At 72.1% G+C, this 19822-nt stretch carries 16 protein-coding genes; 8 read left to right on the forward strand and 8 right to left on the reverse strand.

Going from position 1 to position 19822, the window contains the following annotated elements; genetic code table 11:
* Positions 1–512 precede the first annotated feature (512 nt).
* Complete coding sequence (locus tag ACWCO8_RS19805) at positions 513–962, forward strand: PTS sugar transporter subunit IIA (RefSeq protein ID WP_362005064.1); 450 nt, start codon at positions 513–515, stop codon at positions 960–962.
* Positions 963–1043: 81 nt separating this feature from the next.
* On the forward strand, positions 1044–2714 hold the full coding sequence (ptsP, locus tag ACWCO8_RS19810) for a phosphoenolpyruvate--protein phosphotransferase (protein WP_451033339.1): 1671 nt from the start codon (positions 1044–1046) through the stop codon (positions 2712–2714).
* Between the two features lie 81 nt (positions 2715–2795).
* On the opposite strand, the gene ACWCO8_RS19815 is transcribed toward ptsP, so the two are convergent.
* Together ACWCO8_RS19815 and ACWCO8_RS19820 are read right to left on the reverse strand one after the other, a co-directional pair.
* Positions 2796–3665: a hypothetical protein gene (locus ACWCO8_RS19815; protein ID WP_451033340.1), complete on the reverse strand. Its 870-nt coding sequence runs from the start codon at positions 3663–3665 to the stop codon at positions 2796–2798.
* A 49-nt stretch (positions 3666–3714) separates the two neighbouring features.
* Positions 3715–4998: an MFS transporter gene (locus ACWCO8_RS19820; protein WP_451033341.1), complete on the reverse strand. Its 1284-nt coding sequence runs from the start codon at positions 4996–4998 to the stop codon at positions 3715–3717.
* Positions 4999–5045: 47 nt separating this feature from the next.
* Here ACWCO8_RS19820 and ACWCO8_RS19825 point away from each other — a divergent pair, with 47 nt between their 5' ends.
* On the forward strand, positions 5046–6374 hold the full coding sequence (locus ACWCO8_RS19825; protein WP_451033342.1) for an aminotransferase class I/II-fold pyridoxal phosphate-dependent enzyme: 1329 nt from the start codon (positions 5046–5048) through the stop codon (positions 6372–6374).
* 411 nt (positions 6375–6785) lie between these two features.
* Here the strand turns inward: ACWCO8_RS19825 and ACWCO8_RS19830 are convergent, their stop codons facing one another.
* Positions 6786–8756, reverse strand: a complete 1971-nt coding sequence (locus tag ACWCO8_RS19830; RefSeq protein WP_451033343.1) for an acetoacetate--CoA ligase — start codon at positions 8754–8756, stop codon at positions 6786–6788.
* A gap of 217 nt (positions 8757–8973) precedes the next feature.
* Between ACWCO8_RS19830 and ACWCO8_RS19835 the strand changes: the two genes are divergently transcribed.
* Positions 8974–11328, forward strand: a complete 2355-nt coding sequence (locus ACWCO8_RS19835) for a glycoside hydrolase family 31 protein (RefSeq protein ID WP_451033344.1) — start codon at positions 8974–8976, stop codon at positions 11326–11328.
* A 123-nt stretch (positions 11329–11451) separates the two neighbouring features.
* On the opposite strand, the gene ACWCO8_RS19840 is transcribed toward ACWCO8_RS19835, so the two are convergent.
* Complete coding sequence (locus ACWCO8_RS19840; protein WP_451033345.1) at positions 11452–12012, reverse strand: NUDIX domain-containing protein; 561 nt, start codon at positions 12010–12012, stop codon at positions 11452–11454.
* Here ACWCO8_RS19840 and ACWCO8_RS19845 point away from each other — a divergent pair.
* From ACWCO8_RS19845 to ACWCO8_RS19855, 3 genes are all read left to right on the forward strand, one after another.
* On the forward strand, positions 12011–12820 hold the full coding sequence (locus ACWCO8_RS19845) for a M15 family metallopeptidase (protein WP_451033346.1): 810 nt from the start codon (positions 12011–12013) through the stop codon (positions 12818–12820). The genes ACWCO8_RS19840 and ACWCO8_RS19845 overlap by 2 nt on opposite strands.
* Before the next feature lie 172 nt (positions 12821–12992).
* Positions 12993–13493 carry a Zn-ribbon domain-containing OB-fold protein gene (locus ACWCO8_RS19850; RefSeq protein ID WP_451033347.1) on the forward strand — a complete coding sequence of 167 codons (501 nt, stop codon included), beginning with the start codon at positions 12993–12995 and terminating at the stop codon, positions 13491–13493.
* Positions 13490–14677: a lipid-transfer protein gene (locus ACWCO8_RS19855; protein ID WP_451033348.1), complete on the forward strand. Its 1188-nt coding sequence runs from the start codon at positions 13490–13492 to the stop codon at positions 14675–14677. Before ACWCO8_RS19850 ends, ACWCO8_RS19855 begins: the two co-directional genes overlap by 4 nt.
* Positions 14678–14698: 21 nt before the next feature.
* On the opposite strand, the gene ACWCO8_RS19860 is transcribed toward ACWCO8_RS19855, so the two are convergent.
* Genes ACWCO8_RS19860 through ACWCO8_RS19875 form a run of 4 tightly spaced genes read right to left on the reverse strand, consistent with a single transcriptional unit; the run spans position 14699 to position 18938 of the window.
* A complete protein-coding gene (locus ACWCO8_RS19860; RefSeq protein ID WP_362005038.1) occupies positions 14699–15301 on the reverse strand; it encodes a GTP-binding protein in 603 nt (200 codons plus the stop codon).
* A complete protein-coding gene (locus ACWCO8_RS19865; RefSeq protein ID WP_451033349.1) occupies positions 15282–15743 on the reverse strand; it encodes a DUF742 domain-containing protein in 462 nt (153 codons plus the stop codon). Before ACWCO8_RS19865 ends, ACWCO8_RS19860 begins: the two co-directional genes overlap by 20 nt.
* Before the next feature lie 13 nt (positions 15744–15756).
* Positions 15757–16197 carry a roadblock/LC7 domain-containing protein gene (locus ACWCO8_RS19870; protein ID WP_451033350.1) on the reverse strand — a complete coding sequence of 147 codons (441 nt, stop codon included), beginning with the start codon at positions 16195–16197 and terminating at the stop codon, positions 15757–15759.
* Complete coding sequence (locus ACWCO8_RS19875) at positions 16194–18938, reverse strand: sensor histidine kinase (protein ID WP_451033351.1); 2745 nt, start codon at positions 18936–18938, stop codon at positions 16194–16196. Before ACWCO8_RS19875 ends, ACWCO8_RS19870 begins: the two co-directional genes overlap by 4 nt.
* Positions 18939–19366: 428 nt before the next feature.
* Between ACWCO8_RS19875 and ACWCO8_RS19880 the strand changes: the two genes are divergently transcribed.
* The gene (locus ACWCO8_RS19880; RefSeq protein ID WP_362005119.1) at positions 19367–19795 is read left to right on the forward strand and encodes a hypothetical protein; all 429 of its coding nucleotides are present in this window, start codon (positions 19367–19369) and stop codon (positions 19793–19795) included.
* Positions 19796–19822: the final 27 nt, after the last annotated feature.

Consider the following 19822-nt stretch of genomic DNA (forward strand, 5'->3'; position numbering starts at 1 on the left):
GTTGATTTTTGGCACGCTGTTGAGTTCTCAAGGAACGGACGCTTCCTTTGTACTCACCCTCTCGGGCTTTCCTCCGGGCTTTTCCCTTCGGTCTTTCGTGTTTCCAGCTTAGCAGACCCGATTTCTCGTTTCTGCCACCCGCTGGAGCGGGCTGCCGTTTTCGGAATTCGCTTTTCGCGCTTTCCCTTGCGGCGGGGTCAAACACTACCAGGCTTTTTCAGTCCCCCTGACCACCCCTCCGCAGGCATGCAGAGGTGTAGACCACTGGGGTTAGGATCTGGCTCGATAGGTGCTGCCGACCCACGACTCAAAGCCGCGTTGGGGTCAGGCAGGAGTACGACAGTACATCCCACCGTCAGCTGAGGCAAATCGTTTCCGGGTAGTCCCTAGGTCCGCCAACTGGTACGTCTCGTGCGGAACCGGGACTTCCTATGACTTAGGCTTCTGAACAGTACGCCGTCCAGGACAGGCAGTGACGGCGCCACACAATCTCCGCCCCTGGGAGGCTTCCCATGACATCCGTGACGTCGCCGCTTGCCGGAAACGCCATCGGTCTCGCCGCTGTACCCGACCCGGTCTTCTCCGGCGCGATGGTCGGTCCCGGCACCGCCATCGACCCCGTACGTGAGCCGTCGGAGGCCGTGTCTCCGGTCGACGGCGTCATCGTCTCTCTGCACCCGCACGCGTTCGTCGTCGTCGACGGCGAGGGTCACGGGGTGCTGACGCACCTCGGTATCGACACCGTTCAGCTCAATGGCGAGGGCTTCGAGCTGCTCGTCAACAAGGGCGACACCGTGCAGCGCGGACAGGCCGTCGTCCGCTGGGACCCGGCCGCCGTCGAGGCCGCCGGCAAGTCCCCCATCTGTCCCGTCGTGGCCCTGGAGGCCACGGCCGACTCCCTCTCCGATGTTGTCGAGAGCGGCGACGTGAAGTCCGGCGACGCGCTCTTCGGCTGGCGCTGACGACTGCGTCGTCCTCGGGACGACCACGGTTCGACATTCATCGCGGCGGCCGGATGCCGCCGCTCTATCGGAGACGGTGAGATGGAGACAACGCTGCGAGGCGTCGGCGTCAGCCACGGAGTGGCGATCGGCGAGGTCCGGCACATGGGTACGGCGGTTCTCGAGCCGCCGGCCAAGCAGATTCCGGCCGAGGAGGCGGAGCGCGAACAGGGGCGCGCCCGTCAGGCCGTGGAGGCTGTGGCTGCCGACCTGATTGCGCGCGGCAATCTGGCCGGTGGCGAGGCCCAGCATGTGCTGGAGGCCCAGGCGATGATCGCCCAGGACCCCGAGCTCATCGCTGACGTCGACCGCCGGATCGCGGTCGGCAGCACGGCCGAGCGCGGTATCTACGACGCGTTCTCCCACTACCGCGAGCTGCTCGCGGGCGCGGGTGAGTACATGGCCGGGCGGGTGGCCGACCTCGACGACGTGCGGAACCGTATCGTCGCGCGGCTGCTCGGAGTGCCGATGCCGGGCGTGCCGGACAGTGACGAGCCGTACGTACTGATCGCGCGGGACCTGGCTCCCGCCGACACGGCGCTGCTCGACCCGACGCTGGTCCTCGGCTTCGTGACCGAGGAGGGCGGGCCGACCAGCCACAGCGCGATCCTCGCGCGGGCGCTGGGTGTGCCTGCCGTGGTGGCGCTGCCGGGCGCGGGTGAGATCGGCGAGGGCACGGTCATCGCGGTGGACGGTTCCACCGGTGAGATCTTCGTGGAACCGAGCGACGAGAAGAAGGCGGTGCTCACGGCGGCCGCCGCCGAGCGCAAGGCGGCGCTCGCCGCGTCCAGTGGTCCGGGTGCGACCTCGGACGGGCACAAGGTGCCGCTGCTCGCCAACGTCGGTGGCCCGGCGGACGTGCCCGCCGCGGTGGAGGCCGGCGCCGAGGGTGTCGGTCTGTTCCGTACGGAGTTCCTCTTCCTGGACGACAGCAAGAAGGCGCCGACCGAGGAGAAGCAGGTCGAGGCGTACCGCAAGGTGCTCGAGGCCTTCCCCGAGGGTCGTGTGGTCGTGCGCGTCCTTGACGCCGGTGCGGACAAGCCGCTCGACTTCCTGACGCCGGCGGACGAGCCGAACCCGGCTCTGGGTGTGCGCGGGCTGCGTTCGCTGCTCGATCACCCGGAGGTGCTGCGGACGCAGCTGACCGCGCTGGCGAAGGCCGTCGAGGGTCTGCCGGTGTACCTGGAAGTCATGGCGCCGATGGTGGCGGACCGTACGGACGCGAAGGCGTTCGCCGACGCGTGCCGTGAGGCGGGGCTGCAGGCCAAGTTCGGTGCGATGGTGGAGATCCCCTCCGCCGCGCTGCGGGCTCGTTCGATCCTGCAGGAGGTGGAGTTCCTGTCGCTGGGCACCAACGACCTGGCGCAGTACACCTTCGCCGCCGACCGTCAGGTCGGTGCGGTGTCGCGGCTGCAGGATCCGTGGCAGCCGGCGCTGCTCGACCTGGTGGCGCTGTCCGCCGAGGCGGCCAAGGCCGAGGGCAAGAGCTGTGGTGTCTGTGGTGAGGCCGCTTCGGATCCGCTGCTGGCCTGTGTGCTGACGGGTCTGGGTGTCACCTCTCTGTCGATGGGTGCCGCGTCCATTCCTTATGTGCGGGCGACGTTGGCGAAGTACACGCTGGCGCAGTGCGAGCGGGCCGCTGCCGCGGCTCGGGCCGCCGACACGGCCGAGGAGGCGCGGGTCGCCGCGCAGGCGGTGTTGTCCGGGGAGTGATCCTCGTGCGTTGGTGAGTGTCTTGGAGGGGCTCTCCGTCACTGGTGTGGCGGGGAGCCCCTTCGGCGTGTGTGGCGCCCATCAGTGGTGCGTGGGCCAGTCGTCCTCGTCGGGGGCGAGGGGGAAGCCGGCCCGGTGGTCGACGCCGGGTTCGGGGGCGATGGGTTCTCCGGTGCGGGCGTCGGTGCAGTAGGCGCTGAAGACTTCGGCTTCGGTGAGGGGGTGCAGGTTTCCGGCGGTGAGGCGCCAGCCGTGGAGGCGGTCGCGGGTTCCTGGGGTGGTGGTGCGCAGGACGACTCCCCCGGGGGTGTCGAGGGCGATGCCGACGGCGAGGACGGTGGCGAACTCGGCTGCTTCGTCGCGGTCGAGGTAGGCGGGGCCGTTGTCGTCGCGGGTCGCCTGGAGGACGGCGAGGAGGTGTTCGTCGTCGGCGGGGACGCTGCAGACGAGGTGGTGGGTGCCGGGGCCGGCTGCTTCGAGGAGTCGGGTGAGCTGGCGTGAGGCGTGGGCGAAGGCCTCTCGGCCGATGTCCTGTCCGCAGGTGGCGCAGTCGCCGACGCCGGAGAGGAGTGTCGTGGCGTACTCCCATGTGGCGTGGCGGACGGCGGTGTCGATGAGGGTAGGGACGAGCGTGGCCATGGGCTGGCCGGTGTAGGGGACGAGGGCGCCGGTGGCGGCCAGTTCGGCGGTGTAGCGGCTCCGGCTGGCGGGGCGGTCGGGGTCGAGGCCGGTCTTCTCGCAGAACTCCTCGTACTCCTCGGGGTCGAAGAGGGCGACGGTGGTGTGGCCGCCTTGGGTGGCGAGGGACTTGAGGAGGCCTTCGATCTGCTGGAGGTAGGCAGGGTGGTCGTCGAAGGCGAAGGTGGCGTACCGGCGCATGGCCGTGAAGTCGTCCTCGTCGGCCAGGAGGCCGACGGTGCTGGGGACTTCGCGGCGCAGGGCGCGGCGCATGGATGTGATGGTGCCGGGTCGTGTCATGTCTCCCCCTGGGCGCTGTCGATCAATGCTCACTCACCGTAACCTTCGGCACTGACAGTGACGGTTTGGTGAGGCGGTCGCGGATCAGTCGGTGCTGTGCGGCGCCCGCTGCGACCAGTCCGAGGCCGAGCAGGGGCCAGGCGAGCGGGCCGGCGGACATGACGCCGGTGACGAGGAGGGGGCCGGCGAATCGCTGGGTGGACTGGGCGAGTCCGTGGACTCCGAGGTAGGAGCCCTGCGCGTGGGCGGGAGCCAGGGCGACGGAGAGTTCCCAGGAGGCCGTCGCGTGGATGATCTCGGCGAAGGTGAGGGCGACGACCGCGACGACGAGAGCGGTGACGGCGACGGCGGTGCCGCCGGTGGCTGAGGCGGCGAGGGCGAGGGTGCCGACGAGGAAGAGGGCGGTGAGGGGGACGAGGAGTCGGCGGGCGGCTCTCGTGGTGGCTCCGAACCGGGCGAGCGGGACCTGGAAGAGGACGACGAGGACGGTGTTGAGGACAAGCAGGAGCGGGGCGAGTCCGACGGGTGCGGTGGTGGCGTGGACGATCCAGAGGGGGACGGCGACCTGGAGGATCGTGTCGTCGAGGAAGAGGACGGCGTCGGTGGCGGTGTAGCCGAGGAAGGTGCGGTCGCGCCACGGGGAGGTCGGTGGGGTGGTCGTACGGTCGTCCGCTTCGGCGGATGTGGCGGCGATGCGGGCGGGGGCCGGGGGTTCGGCGCAGCGGAGGGTGAGCGCGGCGATGACCAGGTACGTGACGACGTTGCCGATGAGGAGCAGTCCGTACGCGCGGGTGCTGCCGGTGGCGAGCGCGGCGGCGGCGCCGAGGCCGCCGATGGACCAGCCGATGTTGACGGTGGTGCGCTGGATGGCCTGGTAGCGGACGCGGTCGGGGCCGGCGAGGCGGGCCGCGTAGAGCTTGATGAGGACGCTGCCGGCTCGGTCGGGGAGGGCTCCGAGGGCGGAGTAGAGCGTGAGGAGGAGCAGGTGGTCGGTGGTGAGGAGGAGCAGGAGGGCGGCGCCGCGCAGGAGTTGGGCGCCGACGATGATCCTGACGAGGGGGAAGCGGTCGGCGAGGCGGCCGGCGAGTGGGGCGCCGGCGATGCCGACTCCGCCGGAGACGGTCATGAGGAAGCCGACCTGGCCGAGGCCGAGGCCGGAGACGTAGGTGAAGTAGAGGACGGTGCAGCCGGCCCAGAGGCCGGTGCCGGTCTTGTCGATGATGCTGACGACGAGCATGCGGCGGCCGTCGCGACCGCCGGGTATGCGGTTGAGGACGGTGCTGGGCCACGGAGTCGGGCGGCTCACTCGGTTCCCCCTTGACCTGAGTATTGTATTGATACATAGTTTGGAACGTGGCAACACAATATTCGATCCAGGGGACGACGGCCAAGGGGATTGCCGCGTCCGTCGAGCGCGGTGTGACCGAGGGCGAGCTCGCGCCGGGGGACGCGCTGCCTCCGGTGCGGCGGCTCGCGGACGAGTTGGGGATCAGCCCCGGTACGGTCGCGACGGCGTACAAGGAGCTGCGGCGGCGCGGTCTGGTGGTGACGCGTGGGCGGGGCGGCACGGTGGTCGCGGAGGCGCCTTCGGTCGCGTCACGGCGGCCGCCGCGCGTGCCGCCGGGGCTTGTGGACCTGGCCAGTGGGCTTCCCGATCCGGCCTTTCTGCCCGTCCTGCGGCCGCCGGCCGAGGTCCGGCCGGTGTACGGCTCCCATCGCGCCGTGCCCCGGCTCGCCGCTTTGGAGGAGCTCACGCGCGCGTGGTTCGCCCGGGACGGCGTGCCGGCGGAGCGGGTGACGTTCGCGCACGGGGCGCTCGACTGCGTCGCGCGGCTGCTCTCCGTGGAGCTGCGGCCGGGGGACGCGGTGGCGGTGGAGGATCCCGGGTTCCACCATCTCCTGGACCTGGTGCCGGCCTTGGGTCTGCGGATGGTGCCGGTGGCGGTGGACGGCGAGGGGATGACGCCGTCGGCGCTGGGGGCCGCGCTGCGTACGGGGGTGCAGGCGGTGGTGTGCAGTCCGCGGGCCCAGAGCCCGACGGGGGCGTCGTTCACGGCCGGGCGGCGGGACGAACTGGCCGCGATGCTGCGGGAGTTCCCGGAGGTGCTGGTCGTCGAGGACGACTACAACGTGCAGCTCGCCGGTCCGGTGGCGCCCACGCTGGCCGCGGTGGGGCTCGAGCGGTGGGCGCAGGTGCGGACGGTCTCGAAGCGGCTCGGTGTCGACCTGCGGTGGGCCGGGGTCACCGGGGATCCGGTGACGCTCGCGCGGCACGACGGGCGGATGCTGATGACGTCCGGCTGGGTCAGCCACGTCCTTCAGGAGACGGTCGTCGGGCTGTTCTCCGACCCGGCGGTCGCCCGTCTTGTGGCGGCGGGCGAGGCGGCGTACGCGGAGCGGCGCGTGGCCCTTGTCGGCGCGCTCGGTTCGTACGGCGTGGGGGTGAGCGGGGGCGGCTCCGCGAGCGGGCTCAATGTGTGGGTGCCTGTACGGGACGAGTCTGCGGTGGTGAACGGGCTGCGGACGAGGGGGTGGTGGGTGGCGGCAGGGGCGCGGTTCCGAATCGCGTCGCCTACGGCTGTACGGATCACCACGGCGACGCTGGGTGTGGCGGAGGCGGGGCGGTTGGCGTCGGACTTCGCCGATGTGTTGGGTGAGGCGCAGGCGACGTACGGGGGGTAGGGGGTCTCCCCCACCCCACCCCTTCCCGAAACTCTGACGAGACCGGGGGCTGCGCCCCCGAACCCCCGCGACGCGGCAGCTCCGCGCCGCGGGGTGGGTGAGCGGCCGGGGCCGGAGGTCGGGGTGGGGGTCGGCTCCGCGCACGGGAGTGCGGGGCGCGGCGGGGACCCGAGCTCTGGGTGTGGGGCGGCCCGTCCACAGCGCCCGCAGGGCACGGCGTGGGCGAGGCTCACGCCTGGGTGTGGGCGGCTCCCCACACCGAGGCCCGGGGTCGCAGCGGGGGCGAGCCGAGCTCTGGGTGTGGGCGGTTCCCGCCTCAGCGGCTGCGCGGCGCGGCCTGGGCGAGCCGGGCTCCGGGCGCGCCTCCCAGCCCTCGCGGGGCGGGGGCTGGGAGAGGCGCACTGGGGGGGGTTACTTGTTTCGGGTTTGGGCCAGGGATTCGTAGAAGTGGAGGAGGTCCAGGTTGTCCACCGAGCCTGGGTTGACGGCCTTCGACAGGGGGGTGCCCTGGAGGAGGCGTTTGATGGGGACCTCGATGCGCTTGCCGGTGAGGGTGTGGGGGACGGCGGGGATCTCGATGATCTCGTCGGGGACGTGGCGCGGGGAGAGTTCGGTGCGGATCGTCTGCTTGATGCGGGCGATCAGCGCCTCGTCCAGGGTCGCGCCGTCCGCGAGGTGGACGAAGAGCGGCATCCAGTAGCCGCCGTCCGGCTCTTCGAGGCCGATGACGAGGGATTCGCGGATCTCCGGGAGGCGTTCGACGGCCTCGTAGATATCGGCGCTGCCCATCCGGACGCCCTGGCGGTTCAGGGTGGAGTCGGAGCGGCCGTGGATGACGACCGAGCCGTGGTCGGTGATCGTGATCCAGTCGCCGTGGCGCCAGACGCCCGGGAACATCTCGAAGTAGCTGTCGCGGTAGCGGCTGCCGTCGGGGTCGTTCCAGAAGTGGATCGGCATGGACGGCATGGGGTTGGTGACGACCAGCTCGCCGACCTCGCCGATCAGCGGCTTGCCGGACGGGTCCCAGGACTGGAGGTCCGTACCGAGGCCGGCCGCCTGCAGTTCGCCGATGTGGACGGGGAGCGTGGGTACTGCTCCCGCGAAGCAGGAGCAGACGTCCGTGCCGCCGCTGACCGAGGCGATCCAGAGGTCCGCCCGTACCTCGTCGTGCAGCCAGCGGAAGCCGTCCGGCGGGAGCGGGGAGCCCGTGGTCGCGACGCACTTGATCGCGGAGAGGTCGAAGTCTCTGCCGGGGTGGACGTCCGCCTTCGCGCAGGCCATGACGTATGCGGCGGAGGTGCCGTACAGGGTGGCCCCGGTCCGTTCGGCCACGCGCCACTGGGCGCCCGTGTCGGGGTAGCCGGGGCTGCCGTCGTAGAGGACGACAGTGGTGCCCGTGAGGAGGCCCGAGACCAGGAAGTTCCACATCATCCAGCCCGTGGACGTGTACCAGAAGAACACGTCCTCGGGGCCCAGGTCGCAGTGCAGGCCGAGCTGCTTCAGGTGCTCGATCAGGATGCCGCCCTGGGACTGCACGATGGCCTTGGGCAGGCCCGTCGTACCGGAGGAGTACAGGACCCAGAGGGGGTGGTCGAACGGGACCTGCTCGAAGGTCGGTTCCGTGTCGGCCGCCGTGAGCGCCGACCAGGCGAGCGCTCCCTCGGGGGGCTCGGTGCCCAGGACCGGGATGTGGACCACGGCGCGGAGGGTGGGGAGTTCGGCGCGGAGTTCGGCGACCGTCTCGCGGCGGTCGTGCTCCTTGCCGCCGTAGCGGTAGCCGTCCACGGTGAACAGGACGACCGGCTCGACCTGCTGGAAGCGGTCGAGGACGCTGCGCGCTCCGAAGTCGGGCGCGCAGGAGGTCCATACGGCGCCGACGGCGGCGGTGGCGAGCAGGGCCACGACCGCCTCAGGGATGTTGGGCAGGTAGCCGCTGACGCGGTCGCCGGGGCGCACGCCGAGGGCCCGGAGTTCGGCGGCGAGGGAGCCGACCTGGCGGCGCAGCTCGGCCCAGGTGATCGGGCGCGGCTCATGTGTTTCGTCCACATGGAGCAGGGCCGTGTCGTGGGGGCGCTCGGTGGCGGCGCGCAGGGCGTGCTCGGCGTAGTTGAGGGAGGCTCCCGGGAACCACTCGGCGCCGGGCATCGAACGGTCGCCGAGGACCCGCTCGTACGGGGTGGAGAAGCGGACGTCGAACCACTCGGCGACGGCCCGCCAGAAGGACTCCAGGTCCTCGACCGACCAGCGGTGCAGGGCCGGGTAGCCGCCCGCGGCCGGGGCTCCGTGGTGTTCGGCGGCCCAGGCCTGGAAGCGGGTGACCGCGGCGGCGGCGATGTGCGCCTCGTCCGGCTGCCAGAGCGGTTCGGTGTGCGCTGATGTCATGTGGGGTGGCTCCCTGGGCGTACGCGGGGTCTGCGTGTGTCCCGCGCACGTGCTGGGGTGTGCGCGTGACGCGGCTGACAGGGACGATGCCATGGGAGCGGCGTTCGCACCAGGGTTCCCCGCCCATGGTCGGGCTGCTGAATATGTGCTCTCACCACGGGTGAACGGCAGTTGAACGAACCCCGCCAGGCCCAGGCCCAGTGGCAGGCTGAGCAGCATGGACGGTCGTGAGCTGGTGCGTTCGGTGAGGGTGTTCGGTTCGGTGCGGGGATTGCGGGCGGTGCGTTCGGCGTGGCGGCAGCGCAGGACGGACGCGTGGGGGTTGCCGCCGAGGGGTGAGGAGCGGGCGCGGGTGCCGGGTCCGGTGGGCGAGGCGGAGCCGCTGCCGGGCGGCGGGATCGTCAGATTCGCCCGCTCGGAGCTGCGGATCAGCGTCTCGGCGGGGGGCACGGTGTTCTGGGGCTGGGACGGGGCCGAGCAGCTGCCGTCGTACGCGCTGGCCGGTCAGGCTCCGGAGCCTGACCCGCGGGCCCGGCTCGAACCGGACACCGACGGCGGCTGGCGGGTGGTCTCCGAACGGGTGACGGTCGCGGTCTCCCGGCACGGGGCGGTGGAGCTCCGTACACCCGGTGGGGTGGTTCTGCGCCGGGATCTGCCGCCGCGCTGGTGGGAGCCGGTGGCGGGCGGTCCGGCGCGGTGGGTGCAGCGCAGCGAGGTGCCCGCGGACGCGCGGTTCTTCGGGCTCGGCGGGCGGGCCTCGGGGCCGCGGCTGCGCGGCGGCACGTACCGCCTCTGGAACACCGACCCGAAGGGACGCTTCTCCCCCGGCGACGATCCGCTGTACATCACGATGCCGGTGCAGTTCGTCGTCGCCGACGCGGGCACCCATCTGGCGTTCCACGACAGCACCTGGGACGGGCAGGTCACCCTCACCGAAGGTGAGGAGGGGGCCGGTTCGGGGCACGACCGGCCGGGGACCAGCGAGGTCCGGATGAGCGGGGGGCCGCTGCGCTGCTGGGTGGTCGTCGGGACCCCCGCGCGCGTGCTCCACGGCTGGGCGGCGCTCACGGGTGCGCCGGCACTGCCGCCGTCCTGGGCCCTGGGGCCGCAGCACGCGCGGTGGGGGTTCGGCAGCGAGCGGGAGGTACGGCGCGTGGTGGCGGGCTACCGCGAGCGGGGGCTGCCGCTGTCCGTGCTCCACCTGGACATCGACCACTACGACGCGCACCAGGTGTTCACGGTGGACCGCGAGCGGTTCCCCGATCTGCCGGGGCTGGCGAGCAAGCTGCGGGAGCAGGGCGTACGGCTGGTGTCGATCGTCGACCCCGCGGTGAAGGCGGAGCCGGGGAACGCCGTCTACGACTCCGGGACGGCGGCCGGGGCCTTCGTCCGCGACGGGCGAGGCAACGAGGTCCACGGGGTCGTGTGGCCCGGCGAGTGCGCCTATCCGGACTTCACGGACGCGGCGGTACGGGAGTGGTGGAGTGGTCTGTACGAGGAGCGGCTCGCGCAGGGCTTCTCCGGGGTCTGGCACGACATGAACGAGCCGGTCTCCTTCTCCCCGTTCGGCGACCAGACGCTGCCGCGCTCGGCCCGGCACGCCCTCGATGGGCGCGGCGGGGACCACCGCGAGGGCCACAACGTCTACGGGCTGACGATGGCGCGGGCCGGCTACGAGGGGCTGCGCCGGCTGCGGCCGGACGAACGGCCATTCCTCTTCTCCCGCTCGGGGTGGGCGGGCATGCAGCGGTACGGGGGGACCTGGTCGGGCGACGTGGCGACCGGGTGGCCGGGGCTCCGGGCGTCCCTGTCGCTGGTCCTGGGGCTCGGGCTGTGCGGGGTGCCGTACTCGGGTCCTGACGTGGGCGGCTTCGACGGGAGCCCCTCGCCGGAGCTGTTCCTCCGCTGGTACCAGCTCGGGGCGTGGATGCCGCTGTTCCGCACGCACGCGGCGATCGACGCCGGGCGCCGCGAGCCGTGGGAGTTCGGCCCCGAGGTCCTGGAGCACGCGCGCGTGGCGCTCGCCGAACGGGAGCGCATGCGGCCGTACTTCGTGACCCTCTCCCAGCTCGCGCGGCTGACCGGGGCCCCGTACATCCGGCCCGTGTGGTGGGGGTCTCCGGAGGACCGGGCCCTGCGGGACTGCGACGACGCGTTCCTCGTGGGCGACGCGCTGCTCGTGGCCCCGGTGCTCGCCCGGGGCACCGACCGGCGGGCGGTGCGGCTGCCGCGCGGCCGCTGGTACGACACGGCCACGGGGCAGGCGTACGACGGGCCGGGCCAGGTCCTGCTGGACGCGCCCTGGTCCCGTATCCCGGTGCTCGCGCGGGCGGGGTCGGTGATTCCGGTCCGGGGCGAGGACGGGGAGCTCGCCCTGGAGGTGTGGGCCCCGGCCGCCGGGCGGACCGGTGGCGGACTCGTCGTACGGGACACCGGTGACGGGTGGGAGCCCGGCGAGATCGAGCGGTACGCGTCGCGCCTGGTGGACGGGCGGGTGGTGGTGGAGCGGGTGACGGACGACGGAGCGGCCGAGGTGGAGCTGCCGGTGCGGGTGCGAGGGGTGGAGGGGTAGGGCGGCCCGGCGGGAAGTGGGGGATCGAGGATCGGAGATTGGATATTGGACATCGGATATTGGATCCATGATCCGATATCCATGATCCAATCTCTGGATCCGATCTCCGATCCCCCTCGGACCTCAGGTGTACTTGCCGGCGAACCAGCGGCGGGCCGCCTCCGTGTGCAGAGGGAAGGCCAGGTCCGTCGGGGCGCGGAGGATGTGGTGGCCGCTGGTCTCGTCCGTCGGGGCGGAGGGCGGCAGTTCGTCCGCCGCGCGGGTGGGGAGCAGGCCGAAGAGAAGCAAGTGGCCGCCCGAGGAGCTGAGCGCGTCGGCGAGGCGTACGTCCTCCGCGGACGCCTCGATCCAGGTCTCCTCGCGCAGTTCGCGGACGACGGCGTCCCGCCAGTCCTCGGAGTGGTCGATGAAGCCTCCGGGGAGGGCGATGCCGCCCAGCGCCGGTTCGATGGTGCGCGTGATGACGACGAGGCCGGTGCCCCGCGCGTCCGTGACGGGGAGCAGGGCGATGGCGACGGGCAGCGGGTTGCGGTAGGCGACCGCGCCGCAGGCGGCGCAGGTGCGGGGCCAGTCGGCCGGTTCGGCGTAGCGGGCGCCGCAGCTGGAGCAGTAGGTGTCCTTCACGTCTGGACCGTACGCGATCACTCTTTCCCGTACCCCGCGAACCTGATAGACGGTGCGCATGACGAGACTCGCATCTGCCTTACGTACGCTCGGTGTTCTCGCGGCCGCGGGGCTGCTTGCCGCCACCGCCGCCGCGCCGTCCGCGCAGGCCGGGCCGGAGCCGGAGGCGCCGAAGGAGTTCGTGGCGCTGAGCTCCGTGGACCGGACGATCCTTCAAGAGATGCGCTACACCACGGTGCACAACTTCGTGGGTGAGCGGGTCGACGGCTACCGGCAGCCGCTCTGCATCCTGACCCGTCCGGCCGCCGAGGCGCTGCACCGGGCCCAGGTGAAGCTGCGCGCGCGGGGCTACACGCTGAAGGTCTACGACTGCTACCGCCCGCAGCGGGCCGTCGACCACTTCGTGCGCTGGGCGAAGGACCTGGAGGACGAGCGGATGAAGAAGGAGTTCTATCCACTCGTCGACAAGTCGAGGTTGTTCGCGGACGGTTACATCGCGGAGAAGTCGGGGCACAGCCGGGGCTCGACGGTCGATGTGACGATCGTGCGGCTGCCGGCGCTGCCCACGCGCCCGTACGTGCCCGGTGAGCCGCTGGTGGAGTGTTCCAAGCCGCGGGCCGAGCGGTTTCCGGACAACTCCGTGGACATGGGTACGGGCTTCGACTGCTTCGACACGCTCTCGCACACCGACGATCCGCGGATCCAGGGGGCCCAGCGGGCGAACCGGCAGCTCCTCAAGGAGACGCTCGCCGGGCAGGGCTTCGTGAACCTGCCCGAGGAGTGGTGGCACTTCACCTTCAAGCCGGAACCGTTCCCGAGCACCTTCTTCGACTTCCCGGTGGCCCGGCGGTCCGTGGCCGGGCACTAACGGGGCGACGAAGGAAGGAACGGGCGGCCGGGACCACCCCCGTGGGCCCCGGCCGCCCGTTCCGTACGTAGGGACGCGATAAAGGCCCGTACGGTTCTCAGCGCGCGGCATCCATGACAAACTTTCTGACGCTTCGTCAGGTACAGGTGATCTCGGGGTCGGGGAGGCCGTCGTGACACGGACGCGCAGGCCGGTGGTGGCCGGATGGTTCACGGACGACAGCGGCGGGGCCGGGCCGGGCGGGGAGGCCGCGTTCCGGCTCCTCGGGACCCGCTGCACGGCCTGTGCCTCGGTCTTCTTCCCGCGTGAGGACGGCTGGTGCCTCAACCCCGGCTGCGCGGGCGGTGGAACGCTCGTCGAGACGCCGCTCTCGCGGCGGGGCCGGGTGTGGTCGTACACCGACGGCCGCTACCGACCGCCCGCGCCCTACGTCTCCGACCCGGACGCGCCCTGGGAGCCGTACACCCTCGTCGCGGTGGAACTGGAAGCGGAGGCGATGGTGGTGCTCGGGCAGGCGGCGCCGGGGGTGCGGACCGCTGACCTGGCCGTCGGCATGGAGGTCGAGGTGGTGCCGGGCGTCCTCAACGAGGACGACGAGTACATCTGGACCACGTGGAACTGGCGGCCCGTCCACGCGCGCGTGGAGCGCGAGGCAGACGGGGAGCGGTCATGAACGACATCGCCGTCCTCGGTGCCGGGATGCACCCGTGGGGCAAATGGGGCCGGAGCTTCGTCGAGTACGGAACGGCGGCGGCGCGGGCGGCCCTCGCGGACGCCGGCATCGGCTGGCGGGACATCGGCTCGGTGGTCGGCGCGGACACCGTGCGGTGCGGGTACCCGGGCTACGTGGCGGGCGCGACGTTCGCCCAGGCGCTCGGCTGGCAGGGGGCGCGCGTCACCAGCGTGTACGCGGCCTGTGCCTCGGGCGCGCAGGCCGTCGGCACGGCGCGGGCCCAGATCCTGGCCGGCCTTGCGGACGTGGTCCTCGTCGTCGGCGCGGACTCGCCGCCCAAGGGGTTCTTCGCCCCGGCGGGCGGGGACCGGCCCGACGACCCCGACTGGCTCCGGTTCCGCGTGCTCGGGGCGACCAACCCGGCGTACTTCGCGCTCTACGCCCGCCGCAGGATGGCGCTGTACGGCGACACGGTGGACGACTTCGCCCAGGTCAAGGTGAAGAACGCGGCGGCCGGGGCGCTCAACCCGCTGGCCCGCTACCGCAAGACGGTCAGCGCCGAGGAGGTCGCCGCCTCGGCCGTCGTCGCCGATCCGCTGCGGCTGCTCGACATCTGCGCCACCTCGGACGGGGGCGCGGCGCTCGTGCTCTCCAGCATGGAGTTCGCCCGCCGGCACGGGCACCCGGACCCGGTCCGTATCCGGGCGGTCTCGACCGTCACGCCGACGTACCCGAAGGCCGTCCTCGACCTGCCGGACATCGCGACCGACTCGGCCGTCGCCGTCTCCCCCGCGCCGCACACCTTCCGCGCGTCGATCGCCCGCGCGGCGTACGAGGAGGCGGGGCTCGGGCCCGAGGACCTGTCGCTCGCGGAGGTGTACGACCTGTCCACCGCGCTGGAACTGGAGTGGTACGAGGACATCGGCCTCTGCGGGACCGGTGAGGGCGCGAAGCTGGTACGGGACGGGGTCACGGCCCTCGGCGGCCGTGTCCCGGTCAACACCAGCGGTGGCCTGGGGTCGTTCGGCGAGGCCGTGCCCGCCCAGGCCATCGCGCAGCTCTGCGAGCTGACCTGGCAGTTGCGAGGCACGGCCGGAGACCGGCAGGTGCCGGGTGCCCGTGCCGGCATCACCGCGAACCAGGGGCTGTTCGGGCACGGTTCGGCGGTCGTCGTGGTGCGGTGAACTCGGCGGGTGTCTCGCCGATCAGGGGGCCACGGGCGCGCCCTGGTCGGCCAGGACGAGGGCGTGCTCGACGACCGCGACGAGGACGTTCTTGACCGACTCGCGGTCGCGTGCGTCGCACATCAGCAGCTCGACCTCCGGGTCGAGGTCGAGCGCGCCCCGGACGGTCTCGGTGGGGAACCGCCGGGCGCCCTCGAAGCAGTTGACGGCGACCGTGAACGGGATGCCACGCCGTTCGAAGTAGTCGATCGCCGCGAAGCTGTCCTCCAGGCGCCGGGTGTCCGCGAGGACGACCGCGCCGAGCGCGCCCTGCGCGAGCTCGTCCCAGAGGAACCAGAACCGGTCCTGCCCGGGCGTGCCGAACAGATAGAGCACCAGGTCCTCGCGGAGCGTGATCCGGCCGAAGTCCATGGCGACCGTGGTCGTCGACTTGTTCTCCACGCCGTGCAGATCGTCGACGGGCCGGCCGGCCTCGCTGAGGATCTCCTCGGTGCGCAGGGGTCTGATCTCGCTGACGGCGCCGACCAGCGTCGTCTTGCCCACCCCGAAGCCGCCCGCGACCAGGATCTTCAAGGTCACCGGTTCGACGAGCGGCTTGGTGCGGCTAGAGCGCCCGAAGGCCATTGATCACCTCGCGGAGAATGCTCACGTCCGGCAGCTCGGCCGGCGGAACGGGGCGGGTCACATGGACGAGTTCGTCCTCGACGAGATCGCCGACGAGGACCCGGACGACCCCGACGGGGAGGTCGAGTCCTGCGGCGAGTTCGGCGATCGACTGGGGGGTGTCCGAGCAGCGTTCGACGATCTCCACGTGTTCCGGGGACAGGGTCTGGTCCCGGCCGGGGTCGTCGGCGGCGAGCTCGGGCACCACCAGGGCGATCAGATCGAGACGGTGGCGCGTGGCGGTGCTGGTCCGGCCACGGGTCATCGCGTACGGACGGACCACCGGCCCGGCGTCGTCGTCGAACCAGTGGTGGGCCGGCTGGGCGCTCTGGTCCCACGAGTCCGGGGCTCGCTCGCCCTCGGTCGTGCGCCCGACCGTGCCCTCCGTCGTGCCGTCAGTCATGGTGTCCCCCCACTCACCCTCCGGCGGTCAGCCCGGAGCGAGGCGCCGTCCCCAGGTGGATGCCGACCCGCTTGACCATCAACGTCATCTCGTACGCGACCTGGCCGACGTCCGAGTCGGCGTCGGCGAGCACGGCGAGGCAGCTGCCGTCGCCCGCCGCCGTGACGAAGAGGAACGCGTCCTCCAGTTCCACCACCGTCTGGCGGACCTTGCCGGCCTCGAAGTGGCGTCCGACGCCCTTGGCGAGGCTGTGGAAGCCGGAGGCGACGGCGGCCAGGTGCTCGCCGTCCTCCCGGGTCAGGCCGGCGGAGGCGCCGGTGGCGAGTCCGTCGCTGGAGAGCACCAGTGCCTTGCGGATGGACCCGACCCGCTGGACCAGCTCGTCGAGGAGCCAGTTCAGCTCGCCGTTGCCGTTTCCGGAGGTGTGGGTTGCTGCGGCGTTCGGTGCGGTCATCGACCGTCCCCCTCGGGTGTCGTTCCTGGTGCTGTCGTCTCGGCGTTCTGCCGTCGTCCGCGCTGCCAGCCCCGTTGCATCGAAGCCATGCGGTCGCGCACTTCCTCGGCGTCGCGCTCGAAGTCCGTGCCGGCCGGGGCGGTGGAGCCCGTGGCGGCCGTGGAGTCGGTGCGGTCGTCCGTCTCGCGCAGCTGGGGCGCGAGGCTCGCCTGCCGGACCCGGCGGGGCAGCCCGCCGAACGGCGCCGGGCCGTCGGGCGGTACGGGGACCAGGGTGGGCGGGGTGGGCGGGGTGCCTCCGCTTCCCCTGCCCCTGCCCTTGCCGCTGCCGGTGCCGCCCGTTCCCGGGGTCTCGGGGTCCTGCGCGGGGATCGGGTGGGCGCGCCCGGGCTCGTCCACGCGGCGGCCGCGGTCCACGACGAGCGTGGGCGGACGGCGCCGGGGCAGCGGTACGGGGCCGCGGTCCTGGGACCGGTCGGGCGACTGGTCCGGGGCCTGCTGGTGCTGCTCGCCGTCCGGCGCGGGGGCCGGGGCGAGGCCGCGGCGGTGGCCCCGGGGCCGGAAGAGGCCGCCGCGCTCGCTGTCGGTGTCCTCCAGGTCGGCCGCGGAGGGCTTGAGCAGCTCGTCGAACCCGGCCGTGCCCAGGGGCGCTTCGAGCTCGACGGGGCCGTCGAGCGGCACGCGGAACGGCGCGTCGAGCCCGCCGTCGGAGCCGCCGTCGAGCAGCGAGTGGGCGCCGGACCGGGTGGGTCCGGTGACCGGTGCGGCACCGCCCGGCACCTTGGTGAGCGCGGGCCTGCGCTCCGTGGACGTCCGGTCCAGGCGGAAGCCGGCACCCTCCGTCTCGGGGGCGTCGGTGAGCAGGGCGGCCGGGATGAAGACGACCGCGGTGGTCCCTCCGTACGGCGAGGGCTGCAGCGAGACCCGGACGTTCTGGCGCTGGGCGAGCCGGCTGACCACGAAGAGGCCGAGGCGGTCGGTGTCGGAGAGCTCGAACTCGGGGGTCTCCGCGAGGCGCAGGTTGGCGTCGAGCAGCAGGTCGGGGTTCATGCCGAGGCCGCGGTCGTGGATCTCGAGGGTGAAGCCGTTCGCGACCCGCTCGCCGAGGACCTGCACGGCGGTGTGCGGGGGCGAGAACACCGTGGCGTTCTCCAGGAGTTCGGCGATGAGGTGGGTGAGGTCGGCGACGGCGGGGCCGCCGACGCCGAGCCGGGGCAGGCGCCGTACCTCGATCCGCTCGTAGTCCTCGACCTCGGCGACGGCCGCGCGGACCACGTCCATGAGCTGGACGGGCTTGCGCCACTGACGGGAGGGCGCGGCGCCGGAGAGGATCACCAGGCCCTCGGCGTGGCGGCGCATGCGGGTGGTCATGTGGTCGAGGCGGAAGAGGTCGGCGAGTTCCTCGGTGTCCTCGGTGCGCCGTTCCATGGTGTCGAGGAGGGTCAGCTGGCGGTGCAGCAGGACCTGGTTGCGGCGGGCGAGGTTGACGAAGACCTCGGAGACGCCACGGCGGAGTTCGGCCTGCTTGACGGCGGCCTCGACGGCGGCGCGCTGGAGGGTGTTGAGGGCCTGGCCGACCTGGCCGACCTCGTCGTCCTCGTACCGCAGGTGCGGCACCTCGGTCTCGACGTCGACGAGTTCGCCGGCGGCGAGGCGGCGCATCACGCTCGGCAGCCGTACGCCGGAGACCTCCTGGGCCTCCTTGCGGAGCCGGCGCAGGTCGCGGACGAGGTCGCGGCCGACGCGGACGGAGACGACGACGGAGAGGAGCAGGGCGAGGAAGCCGAGGACGCCGGCGATGCCGGCCTTGAGGAGCACGCTGTAGGCGGCGGGCTGGACGCGGTCCTGGTAGCGGTCGCCCGCGGCGGTGTTCTCCCGGGCGAGGTCGTCGAGGACCGGGGTGGCCCGCTCCTCCCAGCGCGCGGCGGTGACGGCGCGCGGGTTCTTGGTGGGACCCGCGGCGATCAGGTCCTCCTCGGCGCTGCGCAGCGGCTCGGTCTCGGGGCTGCCCCAGTAGCGCTCGAACCGCTCGCGTTCGACGGTGGGGAGGATCTCCAGGTTGACCTCGTACAGCAGCTTGCGCTGGGCGACGAGATCGCTGATCGCGCGGATCTCCTCGGCCGTGACGCGCTCGGACTTGAGCGCGGAGAGGACCAGGGCGTCCTCGCGGGAGAGCATCTCGCGGCCGCGCGTGACACCGACGAGGGCCCGGCCCTGCTTGTCCATCTCCACGTTCTCCAGGGCGTGGAGGGTGGTGAGGAAGCTGTAGCAGGGGTCGACCAGGCGGTTGTAGAAGTCGAGCGCCTGAATTCGGCCGATACTGCGGTTCTCGACGGAGCGGCGCAGGGCGTCCAGGCCGTCGAGGGCTGTGAGCAGCGAGTCGAGGCGCTGCGAGGCGACGGGCCGCATCTCGTCGCGTACGCCGGAGTCGACGGCGTTGCGCCGGACCAGGGCGATCTGACGGTCGGTGGCCTCGCGCTGCTTGCGCAGGGTGGTGAGCGCGTCGGAGGCGCGCGGGTCGGCGAGGTAGACGAGCGACTCGCGGCGTTCCCTCTGGATGACGCGCGCCGTGTCCTCGATCGGGTAGCCGACCTTCTCGACGATGTAGCCGACGTCGAGGAGTTGGTCGGCCTCGCGGCCGGTGAGCACGGTCGCGAAGCCCCAGAGCGCGGTGAGGGAGACGAGCGGTACGAGCAGCAACGCCACGATCTTCCGGCGGATGGACTTCCCGCGAAAGCGCATGGCCTCCCCCAGTTCGGCAGGCCCCCGCCCGGCGCGGAGGTCCTCCTGTGCGACGCGCGGCGTCAACACACAGCGTCAACCCAGGGCGTCAACCATCAGCTTCAACAATTGGCGGCGCGAGCCTACTACTGCATCACAGCCAACTCGAAGGCGCATCCAGGCGATTTTCAGCCTCTTGAGTGAGTGTTGATCTGGAGATGTCCCGCTATCCGGGGAGTTGAGATTCCGCAATGTGGCGCAGGACACGTGGCTGAACCTTGCGGTAGGCCGTCGAACGGATGGCTGGAATTTTTCGTTCCGGTATGGGGGTGGGGAAACCTTTTCCCCCCGCTGAGCGTCTTTGTCCGTGGGGAGGGGTGCGTCCGAGTAAAGCCGCTCAAGACGGGCAGCCACCCCTGAGGACGTCTGCGGTGGGGAGTGACGAAGCGATGGAGCACGAGGCGCGGTCCGCGCGGCAGTTGTGGGTGGAGGACGAGAAGGCCCGGCGCCGTATGCCGGACCCGGTGCGTACCGCCGCCGTACGAGCCGTGATGATCACGTCGATCACACTGGTACAGGCCGTGGTGGCCTTCTTCTGCGCGGTCACGAGTTCGTGGCTCGCGTTTCCGATGCTGCTGTCCACCGTGGGCAGCACGGTCGTGGCGACCTGGAGCGTGCTCGATGTCTGGGTGACGCGTCAGGTCTGGCGGCAGCGGAACGGCGTGGTGTCCGAACCGAGCAGCACGGCGCGCCCGTCGCGCCGCGAGCGGCGCCGGGAGCAGAAGGCCGCGCGGACCGTCTCGGAAGGCGACCCGGGCGGGCACGGGGCCCCGGTCCTACGGCGCGCGGAGACACCGGCGCTGTCCGAGGCGGCGTGAGGGCCGGAAGGATCGACGGCCTGTCGA

The sequence above is a fragment of the Streptomyces sp. NPDC001927 genome, assembly GCF_053594455.1.